Origin of the sequence: Alcaligenes sp. 1735tsa3 (assembly GCF_024134565.1) — a bacterium.
Taxonomy (GTDB): Bacteria; Pseudomonadota; Gammaproteobacteria; order Burkholderiales; family Burkholderiaceae_B; genus Alcaligenes; species Alcaligenes phenolicus.
The window spans coordinates 3,356,295-3,370,030 of sequence record NZ_CP099862.1 but is presented as its reverse complement, the minus strand read 5'-3'; the positions used below and the strand labels follow the sequence as shown (position 1 = coordinate 3,370,030).

Annotated in this window: 11 protein-coding genes; 8 read left to right on the top strand and 3 right to left on the bottom strand. The window is 54.7% G+C overall.

The window, feature by feature from the left end:
• Positions 1-193: 193 nt before the first annotated feature.
• The 4 genes from NIZ92_RS15620 (at position 194) to NIZ92_RS15605 (ending at position 3,890) form a co-directional block, all read left to right on the top strand.
• On the top strand, positions 194-940 hold the full coding sequence (locus tag NIZ92_RS15620; RefSeq protein WP_009464020.1) for a GntR family transcriptional regulator: 747 nt from the start codon (positions 194-196) through the stop codon (positions 938-940).
• Positions 941-1,118: 178 nt separating this feature from the next.
• The gene (locus NIZ92_RS15615; RefSeq protein ID WP_035273671.1) at positions 1,119-2,012 is read left to right on the top strand and encodes an MBL fold metallo-hydrolase; all 894 of its coding nucleotides are present in this window, start codon (positions 1,119-1,121) and stop codon (positions 2,010-2,012) included.
• Between the two features lie 21 nt (positions 2,013-2,033).
• Positions 2,034-3,008, top strand: a complete 975-nt coding sequence (locus NIZ92_RS15610; RefSeq protein WP_254002228.1) for a tripartite tricarboxylate transporter substrate binding protein — start codon at positions 2,034-2,036, stop codon at positions 3,006-3,008.
• A gap of 576 nt (positions 3,009-3,584) precedes the next feature.
• Positions 3,585-3,890 carry a hypothetical protein gene (locus NIZ92_RS15605; RefSeq protein ID WP_254002227.1) on the top strand — a complete coding sequence of 102 codons (306 nt, stop codon included), beginning with the start codon at positions 3,585-3,587 and terminating at the stop codon, positions 3,888-3,890.
• Positions 3,891-3,914: 24 nt separating this feature from the next.
• Here NIZ92_RS15605 and NIZ92_RS15600 read toward each other — a convergent pair whose 3' ends face one another.
• Complete coding sequence (locus NIZ92_RS15600) at positions 3,915-4,886, bottom strand: tripartite tricarboxylate transporter substrate binding protein (RefSeq protein WP_009464013.1); 972 nt, start codon at positions 4,884-4,886, stop codon at positions 3,915-3,917.
• Positions 4,887-4,923: 37 nt separating this feature from the next.
• Complete coding sequence (locus NIZ92_RS15595; RefSeq protein WP_254002226.1) at positions 4,924-6,513, bottom strand: sulfatase; 1,590 nt, start codon at positions 6,511-6,513, stop codon at positions 4,924-4,926.
• Positions 6,514-6,619: 106 nt separating this feature from the next.
• Here NIZ92_RS15595 and NIZ92_RS15590 point away from each other — a divergent pair, with 106 nt between their 5' ends.
• Both NIZ92_RS15590 and NIZ92_RS15585 read left to right on the top strand, forming a co-directional pair.
• Positions 6,620-7,534 carry a LysR family transcriptional regulator gene (locus NIZ92_RS15590; protein WP_254002225.1) on the top strand — a complete coding sequence of 305 codons (915 nt, stop codon included), beginning with the start codon at positions 6,620-6,622 and terminating at the stop codon, positions 7,532-7,534.
• Between the two features lie 115 nt (positions 7,535-7,649).
• Complete coding sequence (locus tag NIZ92_RS15585) at positions 7,650-8,762, top strand: diguanylate cyclase (RefSeq protein WP_009464009.1); 1,113 nt, start codon at positions 7,650-7,652, stop codon at positions 8,760-8,762.
• Between the two features lie 73 nt (positions 8,763-8,835).
• Here NIZ92_RS15585 and NIZ92_RS15580 read toward each other — a convergent pair whose 3' ends face one another.
• Positions 8,836-11,268, bottom strand: a complete 2,433-nt coding sequence (locus tag NIZ92_RS15580) for a penicillin acylase family protein (RefSeq protein ID WP_254002224.1) — start codon at positions 11,266-11,268, stop codon at positions 8,836-8,838.
• 186 nt (positions 11,269-11,454) lie between these two features.
• Here NIZ92_RS15580 and NIZ92_RS15575 point away from each other — a divergent pair, with 186 nt between their 5' ends.
• Positions 11,455-12,042 carry a hypothetical protein gene (locus NIZ92_RS15575; protein ID WP_009464005.1) on the top strand — a complete coding sequence of 196 codons (588 nt, stop codon included), beginning with the start codon at positions 11,455-11,457 and terminating at the stop codon, positions 12,040-12,042.
• Between the two features lie 417 nt (positions 12,043-12,459).
• The gene (locus NIZ92_RS15570) at positions 12,460-13,677 is read left to right on the top strand and encodes an ABC transporter substrate-binding protein (RefSeq protein WP_035273686.1); all 1,218 of its coding nucleotides are present in this window, start codon (positions 12,460-12,462) and stop codon (positions 13,675-13,677) included.
• Positions 13,678-13,736: the final 59 nt, after the last annotated feature.

Genomic DNA, 13,736 nt, shown 5'->3' with positions numbered 1-13,736 from the left:
GCTCGGGCTCGTATCAAGAGTTAAGCAATGATTGGGATAATGTATCCGATCCGTTTAATTTTCGTTTACCAACTTTTGCAAAAATAAACGCTTTGCTTGTTCAAGATTAAACCTTTTTGGGATAACTCCGGCTTAACTCATCGCAGGCTATGATGTGGACTTGTCACTTTCCTGTGCTTGCTTGCCTCTTGGTATGGTCGATCCCACACGTTCATCGCTGCGCAAACAGTCCAAATTACCTCTGTCGCTCAAGGTGAAATATACCTTGCGAGCGCGCCTGGAGCGTGGCGAATGGCCGGTAGGCACGCGTATTCCCACGCTGGAAGAGTTGATGCAGGAGTATGGCGTCTCGCGCGCTACCGTGCGGGCGGCGCTGGATGAGCTGGAACACGAAGGCCTGATCGAGCGCACACGCGGCAAGGGCACATTTGTGATTGGCGACGTCGCGCAAGACCATTGGCTGATGTTGCCCACCAATTGGGATGCCTTGATTGAACATCTGACGCGTCTGGATTCGGTCATGGTGGAGCTGGGCAATGGTCTGGGTGCCTTGCCCATTGAAATTACCGGGCAGTCCTTGCCCGATGAGTATTGGTGGACCAGCCGTGTGAATTACGCTGATGGCGTGGCTTACAGCCTGAATACGGTCTACGTGTTGAATACTCTGGCCCAGACCTTGCAACCGGAATTAAGTCAGGAGCCAGTGCTGCTGGTGCTGAACCGTCTGGCTCGCGAGCAGATCCATACTATTCGTCAGACACTGACCGTGCGGGTTGCCGATGCGGATTTAGCACGCCATTTGAATATGGACATAGGCATGCCTGTGGTGCGGGTAATTCGCCTGATTGTGAACCGTGCAAATCAACTGGTTTATGCGGCACAGGTCTTTTATCCCGCTAAATATCTCAGCATTCAGACCGAGCTGACACCTGGCCTTTAAGACTGCCATCCCAGGCGCGCTGCGCCTTTACGACACTCCTAGGTAAAAACACCAAGTTATGCCGCTGGATAGCGAGGTGTACACTTTTTCCATAAAGTCCTAAAAATAGAACTTTATGACTTTATAGGGAAGGCACTGTTCTGGTGCTGGATGTTTTTATTGTTTGGAGGAGTTTTACGTGAAGATAACCATGCTTGGCACCGGCGCTGCGTTGCCAGATCCCGATCGTGCTCAGTCGTCCATTTTGGTGACGCTGGAGAATGGCAAGAATTATCTGTTTGATTGCGGCGAAGGGTCCACGCGTCAGATGGTGAAGGCCAATATCAATCCAGCCGATGTGCCTTGGGTGTTTTTAAGCCATCTGCACTATGACCACGTTTGCGGTCTGCCTTTTTTTGTACTGTCCAGCTGGGTTTTTAACCGTGAAGGCAAGCTGAAGGTTTTTGGCCCCAAAGGCACGCAGGATTTTGTGGATCATTCCTTCGAGAATGGCGCGTTCCGGGTGGATATTCAGGCTCGTGCGGCTTATCCGGCTCGTCAGAAAAATATTGAAGCGGTGCGCCCCGAGGTCTTCGAGGTGGAGCCAGGTCTGATGTACGAGGACGAGGACGTCAAAATCTACATTGATGTGGTGGACCACATTCCTAGCGAAATTACGGACTGCTTTGGTATTCGTATGGAGGCTGAAGGCAAGGTTGTGGCGTTCAGTGGCGACACGGCTCCGTGTGAGTCCATGATTCGCCTGGCGCAGGATGCGGATCTGCTGATACATGAGTGCACTTTTCCGGAGTCTTTCCTGAAGCATCGCGCGCAGTCAGGGGTAGGGACGTTTGCCCATACCAGTCCTTTGCAGTTGGGTGAGATCGCTCGTAAAGCCAATGTGAAGAGTTTAGTGGCCACGCATTTTGGACATTACGACTCCACCAGTCCGGTGATTAAACGTGCGGCGGGCAATCATTTGCCGGTTGATTTGATGGGGCCGGAGCGTCTGGATGAAGTGGCTCGGGATATTCGCAAAAGCTACAAAGGCGATTTGCGCTTGGCAACGGATTTGATGCGCATAGACCTGTAAAAGGCGCGCGGGGGAGACAAGATGCAAGCAATTAAAAAGACGGTGATGGGCCTGGTGGCTGCGCTTGGTCTGGCTGCGGCAGGTCCGGTCTGGGCAGATTATCCCGATCACCCTGTGCGAGTGGTGATTCCTTACCCTCCAGGAGCGGCGGGTGACATTATTTTCCGTATCTTGCAGCCCGAACTGTCGAAGGAGCTGGGGCAGACGGTAATTACGGATTACAAGACCGGCGCGGGCGGCAATATTGGCACGCAGATGGTGGCGCGCTCCAAGCCGGACGGCTACACCTTGCTGTTTTCAGCCACTAATAATTTTGTGATCAATCAGTTCTTGTACAAGAACATGGGTTATGACCCGTTCAAGGATTTGTATGTGATCAACAAGGTGGCGGATGCGGCGGCTTTTGTTTATGTGAATGGGGATTTGCCGGTCAAGAATATGGCTGAATTCCGGGATTATGTTCAGCAGCGCAAAGGGCAGGTGAATTACGGCACGCCAGGAGCAGGCACAACGCCGGAGCTGTCGGCCTGGAAGTTGTCCGAGGCCCTGGAGGGCGACATGTTGGGCATTCATTACCGAGGCTCGGCGCCGGGGATTCAGGCTTTGTTGAGCAATGAAGTGCAGATGTTTGTCAGCAGCTATGGTTTGGGGGCGGCTTTTCTGCCTGAAGGTCGTTTGAAGGCCTTGGCAGTGGCCCTGCCAGAGCGTTTCCCGGCTTTGCCCGATGTCCCCACGATGGAGGAGCTGGGCTACAAGGACGTGGTGATCAGCAACTGGTGGGCGTTGGCTGTTCCTGCCGGGACGGAGACGGAGATCGTGAGCAGGATTGAAGGGGCTTTGGAGAAGGTTCTGGCTGATCCGGCTATTCGCAGCAAGCTGCTGGATCAAGGGTATTTGCTGTCCAAGGTTTCTGCTGAGGAGTTTCGGAAGGGACTGCCTGCGGAGGCGGATTATTGGCACGATATCGTGACTAAGGCTGGGATTAGTTTGGATTGATATGTCGCTTGGGTACAGGGTTGGCTTGATTGGGATTGAGTGTTTTGTCGAGCCTTGTATGCGAGGGTTTATTTGAAGTGGGAGGGGTGCTGACAGAAAGGGACTTTCTTCTGGACGTGCTGTTTGGGCTTTGCGTGGGAGCGGTGGTTAGTTTTCTTGTGGGGCCCGGGTACGGCTTGTCTTGGCGGGTCTCTTGCCCACGCTGCGCGTGGGTTCCCTTGTCAGAGTGCCGGGGCGGGCGGGTCGTGAACTCGGAGCGCGGTTTGTCCCCCGGACAAACCGCAAGCGTGCTCCTCAAACAGCACGACCCTTGCATCCCGCCCCAGCACTCTGCCTGCGGCAAGAGCCCTGACTCGCCCGCCAAGCCGTACCCGGGCCCCACAAGAAAACAAGCAACATCGTGTACATAGCCCAAACAGCACTGGAGAGTAGAAATGGTTTGGACTTGTTGAACGGTGGTTTCGTTTTTCTTGGGACGCTTCAGACAGGTTTTGAGCTTGGTTTGAGTACGTGGGTCATAGGCGGGGTGACTGGAGTTGAGGAAAAAGGGGGTGGGGATTAAGTAGCTTTTTTACGATGCTGGAGGAGGCTTTAAGGTTTTGGGGCGCTACTCTTTTGGCTTTGGCTTTGGCTTTGGCTTTGGCTTTGGCTTTGGCTTTGGCTTTGGCTTTTGTTGTTGTTGTTGTTGTTGTTGTTGTTGTTGTTGTTGTTGTTGGCGTGACCACTACTACACCGGCACTAACCGGCTCCCTGCTCCTGCTCCCTTCTTTTTACGAGCTGGCTCGCTATCAAGCATTGAGTCTCCCCAAGGCAACTCCACGAAGAAAGCCTCCCCTCAGCAATACCTACGCACCTACGCAGCCCAAAAAAAACAGCCCCTGAAACCAGGGGCTGTAATTCCAACAATTACTGATCAGAGCGAATATTGTTATCCCGCACAATCTGTTCCCAGCGAGCGTTACGCTGCTGCACCCATTGGGCTGGAGAAACCTTGGATGAGTCGTAGGCTTGAATATCCAGCATCCGCAAAGTCTCGGCGGTGGACGGACGTTTCACGATATCGCTGAGCAAATCGTTCCATGCCTTGATCTTCTCTGGAGGCGAACCCTTGGTGGTGAAAACCAGATACGAGAAGCTCTCGTTAAAGTTTTCCAATCCAGGCAGCTTTGCTTCGGCCAAAGTAGGAACCTCAGGCAGTAAAGGATTGCGCTTGCCGCCAGAAGTCGCCAAGGGAGTCAGCAAACCTTCCTTGATCGGACCCAAGACACCGGCAATCGTCAGAAAGCCGCTGTCCAGACGCTCGCCATACATATCATTGACCACAGCGCTATTGCTGCGATACGGAATGTGATCCAGCTTGATACCGCTATCTTGCGTCAAGGCCGACATCATCAAATGCCCAGGCGAACCCATACCGGCCGAGCCGTAATTCATGGGCTTAGCGCGGGCGCGCTCCAGAAACTCGGCAGGTGTTGTGATGCCGGTCTTGCTGGGAACCACCAGAACCTGGTCAAAAGTACCCAGCAAAGACACCAGATCCAGGGACTCCCCGATCTTGAACTTGCTGTTGACGTAAATATGCGGGTTGGCTGTCGCAACCGTATCCAGTGTCAGCAGCAAGGTATTGCCATCTGGCTTGGCCCGGCCCACTGCCTCTGCAGCAATCGTACCGGCTGCACCCGCCCGGTTCTCCACCACAATCGTTTGGCCCGTGGTTTCAGTGGCTTCGCGGGCCAACATGCGACCCAGGACATCTAGCGGGCCTCCTGCCACGGAACTGACCACAATGGTGGCCACCTCGGCACTCTGGACTGGCGTAGCCAAAGGTAAGATCAGCGCACAAATGCTTACTTTGCGCAGCAAGGAAAGGGTGGGCATAGATGTCTCCAGATAGGGGTAATTAACAGTGTTCAGCTCACGCTATCGCCAAAGGCAAGGGACTGGTTTCGCTGTGAGCCATCATGGTATCGATCAATTGACACAAAAGCGTTGTTTTTAACGCTTGCGCGTCAGGTTCATTCCACAAATTATGTTGTTCCAGCGGATCGGCTTGCAGATCGTACAGCTCGCCAATTTGACCGCCTTCATACAGGCTCAGACGGTGCTGCTGCGTGACCAGCGAACGCAGCTTGGTGCGAATAGGCGTATTGAACAGCTTGCGCTGGTTTTCTTCTTCGATCAGTACGCCTTTGCGCCATTCCACAGGCTCCTTGTGCATCACTTTCAGCAAGGAGCGACCCTGGATGCCGTTGTAGGGCAGCTGGCCGGCACGTTCCAGCACCGTAGGCGCGACGTCAATGGTAGAGCAGACCGCCTCACTTGTGCCTTGAGTTTTCGCATCCTTGGGGTCAAACCAGATAAAGGGGCTGCGAATAATGCTTTGATAATGCACAGGACCCTTCAGCATCAATTGATGGTCGCCCATGAAGTCGCCATGATCACTCATGAAAATGACGATGGTGTTCTCCGCCTGGCCAGTGCGCTCCAGATGGTCCAGAATGCGCCCGATCTCGGCATCAATATGCGTGATGGAACCGTAGTTCAGCGCAATCGCCTCGTGGGCCTCGCGCTCGGAACAGGCAAACAGCGTAGGAGTGTGCTTGATGGCTTTGCCTTCATCGCGCAGCTGATGCAGCAATTGCAGATGGGCAGGCAGGGGATGCGGACCCAGGTGGAAGGAGTCGGGCAGGCTGACCTCTTCAGGCTTGTACATATCCCAGTACTGACCGTGCGGAGTGAAGGGATGATGCGGGTCCGGGAAGGAGCACTGAATAAAGAAGGGCTGTTGTTCCTGGGCATATTTGTCCAGCACAGCGCGGGTCCGTTCACCAATCCAGGCCGTGGTGCTGTACTCTTCTGGCACACGGGTACGCCAGGCCTGGCCAATGCGGCTTAACTCGTAGTCCGGAGTCGGGATGGCGTTTTCAGGGCCGGACAGGGCGGCGATTTCAGGATGTTCATCCTGCAGCCAGCGGCCATAGTCGCCCCAGACCTGATCGCCGTGATCAATGGCCAGGTCCACGTGCTCGTAGCCGTAAAAAGGTAGCTGAACACCGTGATCGGCGCGATCGCGCCACCATTGGCCACATTCCTGGCCGTAATCGTTGGTAGGCAGAGGAGGGCGAGCTTCTCCCTTGGTTGGAGGATCATCCGGCCGTGGGTAGAGCGGGGGCGTATCCGTTATATTTTGCAGGTGCGCCTTGCCGACCAAGGCTGTGCTCCAGCCTGCCTGGCGCAGTACATCGACAAAGGTGCTGGAATCCAGTGGCAGGGGCACACCGTTGTGACGGGCGCCGTGCACCGAGGGCATGCGACCAGTCATCAGGGACGCACGGTTGGGCATACAGATGGGGGTGGCGACGTAAAATCGGTCAGCACTCCAACCGCGAGCGGCTAACGCATCCAGATTGGGCGTTTTAACTTCTTTATTGCCGTAACAAGCCAAATGGTCTGCGCGGAGTTGATCCGCAATGATCAATAAAAAATTGGGTACTGACTGAGACATGAAGTGCCTATTTTGTAGCTTTGGGTATCCCCATTATGGAAGCAGTAGCCATAATGTTAAATTGAATAACTTGCAGGTATATATACCTCTTTCATATAGGTAAGTCATGAGCTGGAGTGAACGCATTCGCTTGAAGCATCTGCAGGTTTTAATTCGTTTGTGCGAAGAAAAAAGCATGAGCGATGTGGCCCGGCAGTCCAATATGACTCAGCCTGCCTTGTCAAAATGGCTCAAGGATTTTGAAGACAATATAGGCATGCCCTTGTTCGAGCGTCATGCTCGCGGCATTGAGCCTTTGCCAGCCGCCCTGGCGCTGGTTTCCCAGGCCCAGGGGGTGTTGAATCGCCTTGACCGCATGAGTGCAACTCTGGAGCAATACAGGCAGGGTTTTCGCCAGCAATTTACTTTGGGTATTTCGCCTATGGTGGCTGCGGTTTATTTGCCGCAGTTGCTGGTGTATTTGCACGAGCGCGATCCACAATGCCATATCCGTATTCAGGAAGGCACGCTGGATATTTTGAGTCGTAATCTGGAACAGGGCGAACTGGATCTGGTCATTGGCCGTGTGGATGAAGCAGGCCGTAACCCGGCGATGGCGTATTTGCCTTTGGGTATGGTGCCTTTGGGGGTAGCGGCTTGCCGCAAGCATCCTTTGGCACAGCAAGATGAAGTGACCTGGGAGCAGACGCTGGAGTATCCCTGGATATTGCCACCACGAAACAGCCCGATGCGGCGCAGTTTTGAACTGGGCCTGGATGCCAAGGGCCTGTCGTATCCCACCTGCGCCATTGAGTCCGCCTACGCACACACCAATGCCCGTGTGGCAGTCAATAGCGACTTTTTAGTGCCCATGACACGCAGCATGGTGCCGGTCTACCCGGAGCTGTGTATCTTGAACCTGGACTGGAGCGACCCGCGCTTGCATGGTCAGTTGGGTCTGTTGTGGCGCCCGCAGGATTCGGGCGAACCGATGTTGGAAGAGGTAATTAGCTGGATGAGTAAGCAACCTCAAGTGGTGTGATTGTAAGTCGGGGTCAGCGCGGGCTGACCCTGAAAGAACTGACAGCTTGTTTTTCAAACTCATGTAACTAAAAATTGCCGTTATGTTACTTTGTTTCTTCTTAGCGAATTGATTGATGGGAACAATTCTGGAAGGCTGGAAAAACTTGCAAGCGATCAGTATTAGCTCGGTGCGCGACACACTGAGCGGGAAATATCATTCTCGTGACTTCATTCATGCCCGAATGGAGTATTTGCGCAGCCGTGTCATTCTGGTCGGCTTGTTATTTGCTTTGCTGACCCCCCTTTGGACTTTGATGGACTGGCTGGTCTTGCCCAGCTGGCCCGCGCATTTGATGGCGATACGGGTTTTAAGCCTGGGGGGATTGATCTTGTGCGTATGGCTGGCTTTCAATGGCCACCAGCGCATTACCCGTATTTATGTTTTAAGCGGCCTGGTCTTTATTTTGCCGGCCTCTTTTTACGCTTATATGCTGCTGACCCTGTCCGGGGCTGGCCAGTACGTTGTACTGGGGTATGGCTTTATTCCTTTCCTGCTGGTGGCCACCTTAAGCATTTTTCCTTTCACTTTGCTGGAATCAGCCTTGGTGGGGGGCGCGTTAATTGCTTTGCAGGTTTTGGCCAGTGTCAGTTCGGGAACCTGGCTAAGCATGAAAGGTTTACAGGATCTTTGGCTTTTGACAGCCTTGCTGGTCGTCGCTTTAACAGCCAATTATTTTCACCTGGGGCTTTTGCTGCGTTTATATCGGCAAGCCACACACGATACCTTGACCGGCTTGTTGAACCGGGGCGCGATTAGCCGTCAGCTGGGACAGGGACCAGTGCATGAAAGGCTGCATGTGCTGATGGTGGATCTGGATCATTTCAAGCAGATCAACGATACCCACGGTCACTCGGTAGGGGATGACGTGCTGACGCGTACTGCCTCTTTATTCAAGGCGCAGCTGGGGCCGGATGATCTGGCGGCCCGTTATGGTGGCGAGGAGTTTGTGTTGATTCTGGCCGGACGTAGTGATGCACAGGCCTTGAGTTTTGCCGATCTGCTTTTGAGTCAGGTACAGGCACAAACCTTTTATAACCACGACCGCGAGGCTTTTCAGATTACGGCCAGTATGGGTTTGGCGGTATGCCAGCCCGGTCAGGTGATTGAGGATGTCCTGATGCAGGCTGACCAGCGCTTATATCAAGCCAAGCGCGCTGGTCGTAACCAGGTGGTGGCGAGGGATTAAGCCTGCCGGGTGAAGCAGAAAGAAACGAGGCCTGGAGCGGCACACGCTCCAGGCCTCGTTTTCTATTGACGGCTTAGTAGCGCAGGGTTTGGCTATCCTGGCTGGCCTTGTCGATGTCCTGAGCGCTGATGGCATCGCTCTTGCACTTGAAGGCAGCAAACATCTCCAACTGATCCGAGTGATGGGCGCTGGCTTCGCCTTCAGGATTGATGAAACCGCTTTGACCGGGAGCCATAACCGAGCACATGCGCACGCCGGTGGGGTCCAGCACATACTGGAATCGGGCGCTGCCGGTGTTCAGATAAGGCATGATGCGGCGCTCGTGCGCAGGGTCAGACCAAGGCACCCCAATCGCATTGCGTGCGGCGAACAGCATGGATACGGCTGGAGCACGCCATTGCTGGGCTTGTGCACCCTGTGATTTCTGTAGCGAGGCAGCAGCTTGCTCCAGTGCGTCCAGCACCAGTTCCTGGGCCGGGCGACCTTGCAGGAAATCAATTGTTTGTGGCACACCAGCAGCCGGGCCCTGAATGGCATTCCAGATCAGCTTGGCGGCCGCAGCGGGCTGGGCACTGCGCGGATCATCCATGGCCGGGTACAGGCTTTGTGTGTAGGTGTTGTAGACGCTGTCAGGCAAACGACCTTTCAGGAATACGGGCACTGCGGCTTGCATCCAGGCCTGCATCACGGCTGGGGCGCTGCCTTCGTACTGTTTGCCATTGCTGGCCACGTGCAGCTTGTAGTCCCAGCCTTTCAGTTGTTCGGCAGCCTGACGTGCCAGTGCACTGGCACGTGGCAGCTTGGCAGCTTCCTGGATGATGGGGGCGAAGTAGCGCGCATTCAGATCAGAGCGGGCACCCAGGGAGTCAATGCCCCAGATTTCTTCGTCACTCAGGCGCTGCTTGGCCTGTAGCGGTGCCAGCAGTTCCTGCACACGGTCCACATAGGAGAAGTTGGAGTTGTCTGCCAGCAAGGCACCGTAGGCCTTGTTGTTCCAGCTGGCGATATAGCCTTGCTGCGGGTTCAGCACTTTGGGGTTGTGATCAAAGCTCAGGAAGCCTTGCCATTCCATACTGCCGTCGCCCGCTGCAGGGAACTGGATCGCCTGATTGGCTGGGCGCTTGGGCAAGAGGCCCAGGGCTGCCGCACCGATATTGTTCTGGGTGTCGGCATAGAACCAGGTAATGGAAGCGCTGACGCGCGAGGCCTGAGCCATGAATTGATCCCAGTTCTTGGCCTTGGCCGCATGGGCCCAACCCAGCAAGGTTTCAATTTCCCGGCCTTCCCAGGTGCGACGGTTGGCGTAGGCGGTGTTGTTCTTTTTGTCCCAACTGCTGACATAACCTTGAGCTGCGCGGTAAACGTCCAGCGTCACATCGTCCTGACCACGCACCTTGATGCGTACCTGCTTGTGCTCCATGGGGTGCCAGGCATTGTTGTACCAGTAACTATGCGGGTCACCGTCTTTCAAGCGCAATTGGTAGACGTCATTGGTGTCCAGTGAACCCACGGTGGAGCCCCAGGCAATCTGGCCATTGGTGCCGAACAAAATAGCGGGCAGAGCAACGGCCGTGCTGCCGGTCAGGTCGTAGCCCGCACCGTGCAGGCCGACGCTATAGGTAATGGACGGCGTGTACCAGCCTTGTTGCGGGCCGTTGTACAGCACGGCATGACCGTGGCTTGTCTTTTCGGGGCCCAGCAACCAGGCATTGCTGGCAGTAGGTGTGCCTGCGGCCACGGTGGGGCCCAAGGCCACGGCTTGCTTGTGCAGGTAGTCCTGCGCCGCTTGTGCGGACAGAGCCTGCAAATGCGTAGGCAAATCGGCCAGCGCTGCCTTGGTGTCAGGCTGCGGAATAATGGTGGGGGCAGTCGGGTCGTTCAGCCAGCGTAGTTGTTTGTAAAGCTGTTCGCCACGTTCCGCGCCCTGGTCTGCTTTCAGGGTTTCCAGCAGACTCAGGTTGGCCACTTCGGCCGTGCCAGCAAAGAAGCGGTTCAGAATCAGGCCCACCCAGACCATGGCAATGTCTTCAGGCTGCCACTCAGAAGGCTCAAACCCTTTGTCCAGAAACTCCTTGGGCATCAAGGTGTCGCGCTGGGCTTTCACCTCGCGAACGCGTTGGGTGAAACCAGCGGCATAGCCCTCGAACATGGCGCGGTCCTCTTTGGACAGAGCGGCCAATTGTTTGCGGATAGAGTCCGGATCGATATTGTTGTGAGTGACTTTATCCAGCTCCAGGAAGTCCGGTCCCAGAACTTCTGCCACGGTTCCCCAGCCAGAGCGCTTGGCAATTTCCATCTGGTATAGACGGTCTGTAGCCACGGCATAGGCATAGCCATAGAACAGGCCATAAGTGCTGTCGGCATAGATATGAGGAGTGCCGTAGCTGTCGCGCTTGATGGTGACGCTGCGCTCACTTAAGGGGGCGCTGGCACAGGCGGCCAGCAAGACGCTGGTGGTCAACACGCCAAGAGTCAGTCGGGATGGAAAGCGACGGGGAAAAGTCAAAATCTTGTCTCCAAAAGAATAGCCTGGAAGGCTACGTTTTTTTATCTCTTGAGAATATAACGTCAAAATTCTTTAGGCATTGATATTTCCAGGTGAAACCTTCTAGAGGATTTCCCCAGTAGAAGCGGGGTTTGGGAACGAAACTTGCTGGTTCTTTGGTGAACACATTTATTGGGGAGCCTTGTTATGGAACGCATTATTGCGGCGGAATTCGATACGTTTGATCAGGCCCAACAAGCTGCGCGAGTCCTGCAGGGGCTGGGCTTGGAAAGTCAGGATCTGCAGATTTTCTACCTTAAACCAGGAGGTCAACATGCGCAGTATCCGATTGGAGGTGACAGAACTTTGGACAAGGCTGCCCGAGGAGGTGGTTTGGGTGCCATCCTGGGTGTCGTTCTAGGGGCCGTCTTGGGGATCGCCCTGGGCTGGTGGTTATTGAGCATGACAAGCTGGCCTCAGCTGCTGTTGCTTGCCTTTGCGGCTTTGGGGGCTTACATCGGTGCCATGGTGGGCGGGATCGTGAAGCTGGGTGGCCATAAGCCTGAAAAAGAGCCTTTAAATCGTGTTTCGGGCGTCATGTTGGCGGCGCGTCTGGGGTCGGCCGAGGAAGCGGTACTAGTGCGCGAATTGCAGCGCAATGGGGGCTACGCGATTGAATGGGCCAACGGCAATTGGAGTGATGGCCAATGGCAGGACTTCAACCCAACGCGTACCCCTCAGTTATACGATTTACCCTCTGCGGGGCAGAAAGTTCATGAGACTCGCAGTGGCTGATTGCCACTTTGGCGCGGTGACTCCAGAGCAGTAGCTCATAAGCCTTTCTAGCGTTTTTAGCCGTTTGCTTCCCCTTTGCCGGATATGATGGAGCAGTTTATGAAAACCATGATTCGGCGCGTGCAGGAACCAGGCGGGGTGGTTGCGTTTTAATCTTTGGGCTTATTAAGTGTAGTCACTGTATATCGGTAGTTATCTTCTTTTCAGGCTATCTACTTTTTCTGCTCATTTCTTCTTGATCTCCTTGCTGTAACGGCTTTCTGCTTGGTTTGTTGTGTTTTATGTTTAAAGTGTTCAAGGGTATATCCCTAGGTCTTGGCCGATTTACTCCAAAAAATACCATGTGTACACTTTAAATCACTAAAACAAGACAAGTTGCTGAGTCGTGTTTCGCCTCACAAGCCCACGGAGAAGACAATGAACAAGACATTTGCAGGGGTAGCACTGGCAGGAACGATGATGTTGCAAACCTTGGGGGCCACCGCTGCCGCCGAGGGGGTGATCAAGATCGGGGAGCTGAACAGCTATAAATCCCAGCCCGCGTTTTTGGGGCCCTATCGAAACGGGATGGAGCTGGCGGTTGAGCAGATCAATCAGGCCGGGGGGATTCACGGCAAGCAGCTGCAATTGATCATCAAGGATGACAACTCCAATCCCGGCGATGCGGTACGTGCGGCCGAGGAATTGATCTCGCGTGAAAAAGTGGATGTGCTGACCGGGACCTTCCTGTCCAATATCGGTCTGGCCATTACCGACTTTGCCAAACACAAAAAAGTATTCTTTCTGGCTAGCGAGCCTTTGACCGACAAGATCGTCTGGGCTGATGGCAACCGCTATACCTTCCGCCTGCGCAACTCTACCTATATGCAGGTAGCCATGCTGGTGCCCGAAGCCGTCAAGCTGAACAAGAAGCGCTGGGCGATTGTGTATCCCAACTACGAGTATGGTCAGTCCGCCGTGGCCACTTTCAAGACCTTGATGAAAGAAGCCCAGCCCGATATTGAATTTGTAGCTGAACAGGCTACCCCGCTGGGCAAGGTCGATGCCGGTGCCGTGGTGCAGGCCTTGTCCGAAGCCAAGCCTGATGCGGTCTTTAACGTACTGTTTGCGTCCGACCTGGCTCGTCTGGTTCGTGCCGGTAATCAGCGCCAGTTCTTCAGTCCCGCCTTGCCGGTGGTCAGCATGTTGACGGGCGAGCCGGAGTACCTGGACCCCTTGGGTGAAGAAACGCCAGAAGGCTGGATTGTGACAGGCTACCCCTGGTACGCCATCGACACGCCCGAGCACAATGCCTTCCTGAAAGCCTATCAGGACAAGTACAAAGAGCACCCACGCCTGGGCACGATTATTGGCTACAGCACCATTGTGTCGATTGCCGCCGGTATTGAAAAAGCCGGTTCTACCGACACGGAAGCCATGATCAAAGCCTTCCGTGGTCTGGATGTGGTCACACCTTTTGGCCCCATTACTTACCGTACGCAAGATCAGCAATCCACCCAGGGGGCGTATGTGGGTGTGCTGGCCAAACAAGACGGCAAGGGCATCATGACCAATATCCGTTATGCCGATGGCAAAGATGTACAGCCTACGGATGAGCAAGTCAGCCAGTGGCGTCCTGCTGCGGCTAATCAATAACTCCAGGAACGCAGTATTTCGTAGATCGGCGCACCGTCTGGTGCGCCACTTCTGACGCG

What these genes read in the sequence shown, in the direction of transcription:
- NIZ92_RS15620 (WP_009464020.1), top strand. Translation starts at nt 194, where the DNA reads ATGGTCGATCCCACACGTTCATCGCTGCGCAAACAGTCCAAATTACCT.
- NIZ92_RS15610 (WP_254002228.1), top strand. Translation starts at nt 2,034, where the DNA reads ATGCAAGCAATTAAAAAGACGGTGATGGGCCTGGTGGCTGCGCTTGGT.
- NIZ92_RS15605 (WP_254002227.1), top strand. Translation starts at nt 3,585, where the DNA reads ATGCTGGAGGAGGCTTTAAGGTTTTGGGGCGCTACTCTTTTGGCTTTG.
- NIZ92_RS15600 (WP_009464013.1), bottom strand. Translation starts at nt 4,886, where the DNA reads ATGCCCACCCTTTCCTTGCTGCGCAAAGTAAGCATTTGTGCGCTGATC.
- NIZ92_RS15595 (WP_254002226.1), bottom strand. Translation starts at nt 6,513, where the DNA reads ATGTCTCAGTCAGTACCCAATTTTTTATTGATCATTGCGGATCAACTC.
- NIZ92_RS15590 (WP_254002225.1), top strand. Translation starts at nt 6,620, where the DNA reads ATGAGCTGGAGTGAACGCATTCGCTTGAAGCATCTGCAGGTTTTAATT.
- NIZ92_RS15585 (WP_009464009.1), top strand. Translation starts at nt 7,650, where the DNA reads ATGGGAACAATTCTGGAAGGCTGGAAAAACTTGCAAGCGATCAGTATT.
- NIZ92_RS15575 (WP_009464005.1), top strand. Translation starts at nt 11,455, where the DNA reads ATGGAACGCATTATTGCGGCGGAATTCGATACGTTTGATCAGGCCCAA.
- NIZ92_RS15570 (WP_035273686.1), top strand. Translation starts at nt 12,460, where the DNA reads ATGAACAAGACATTTGCAGGGGTAGCACTGGCAGGAACGATGATGTTG.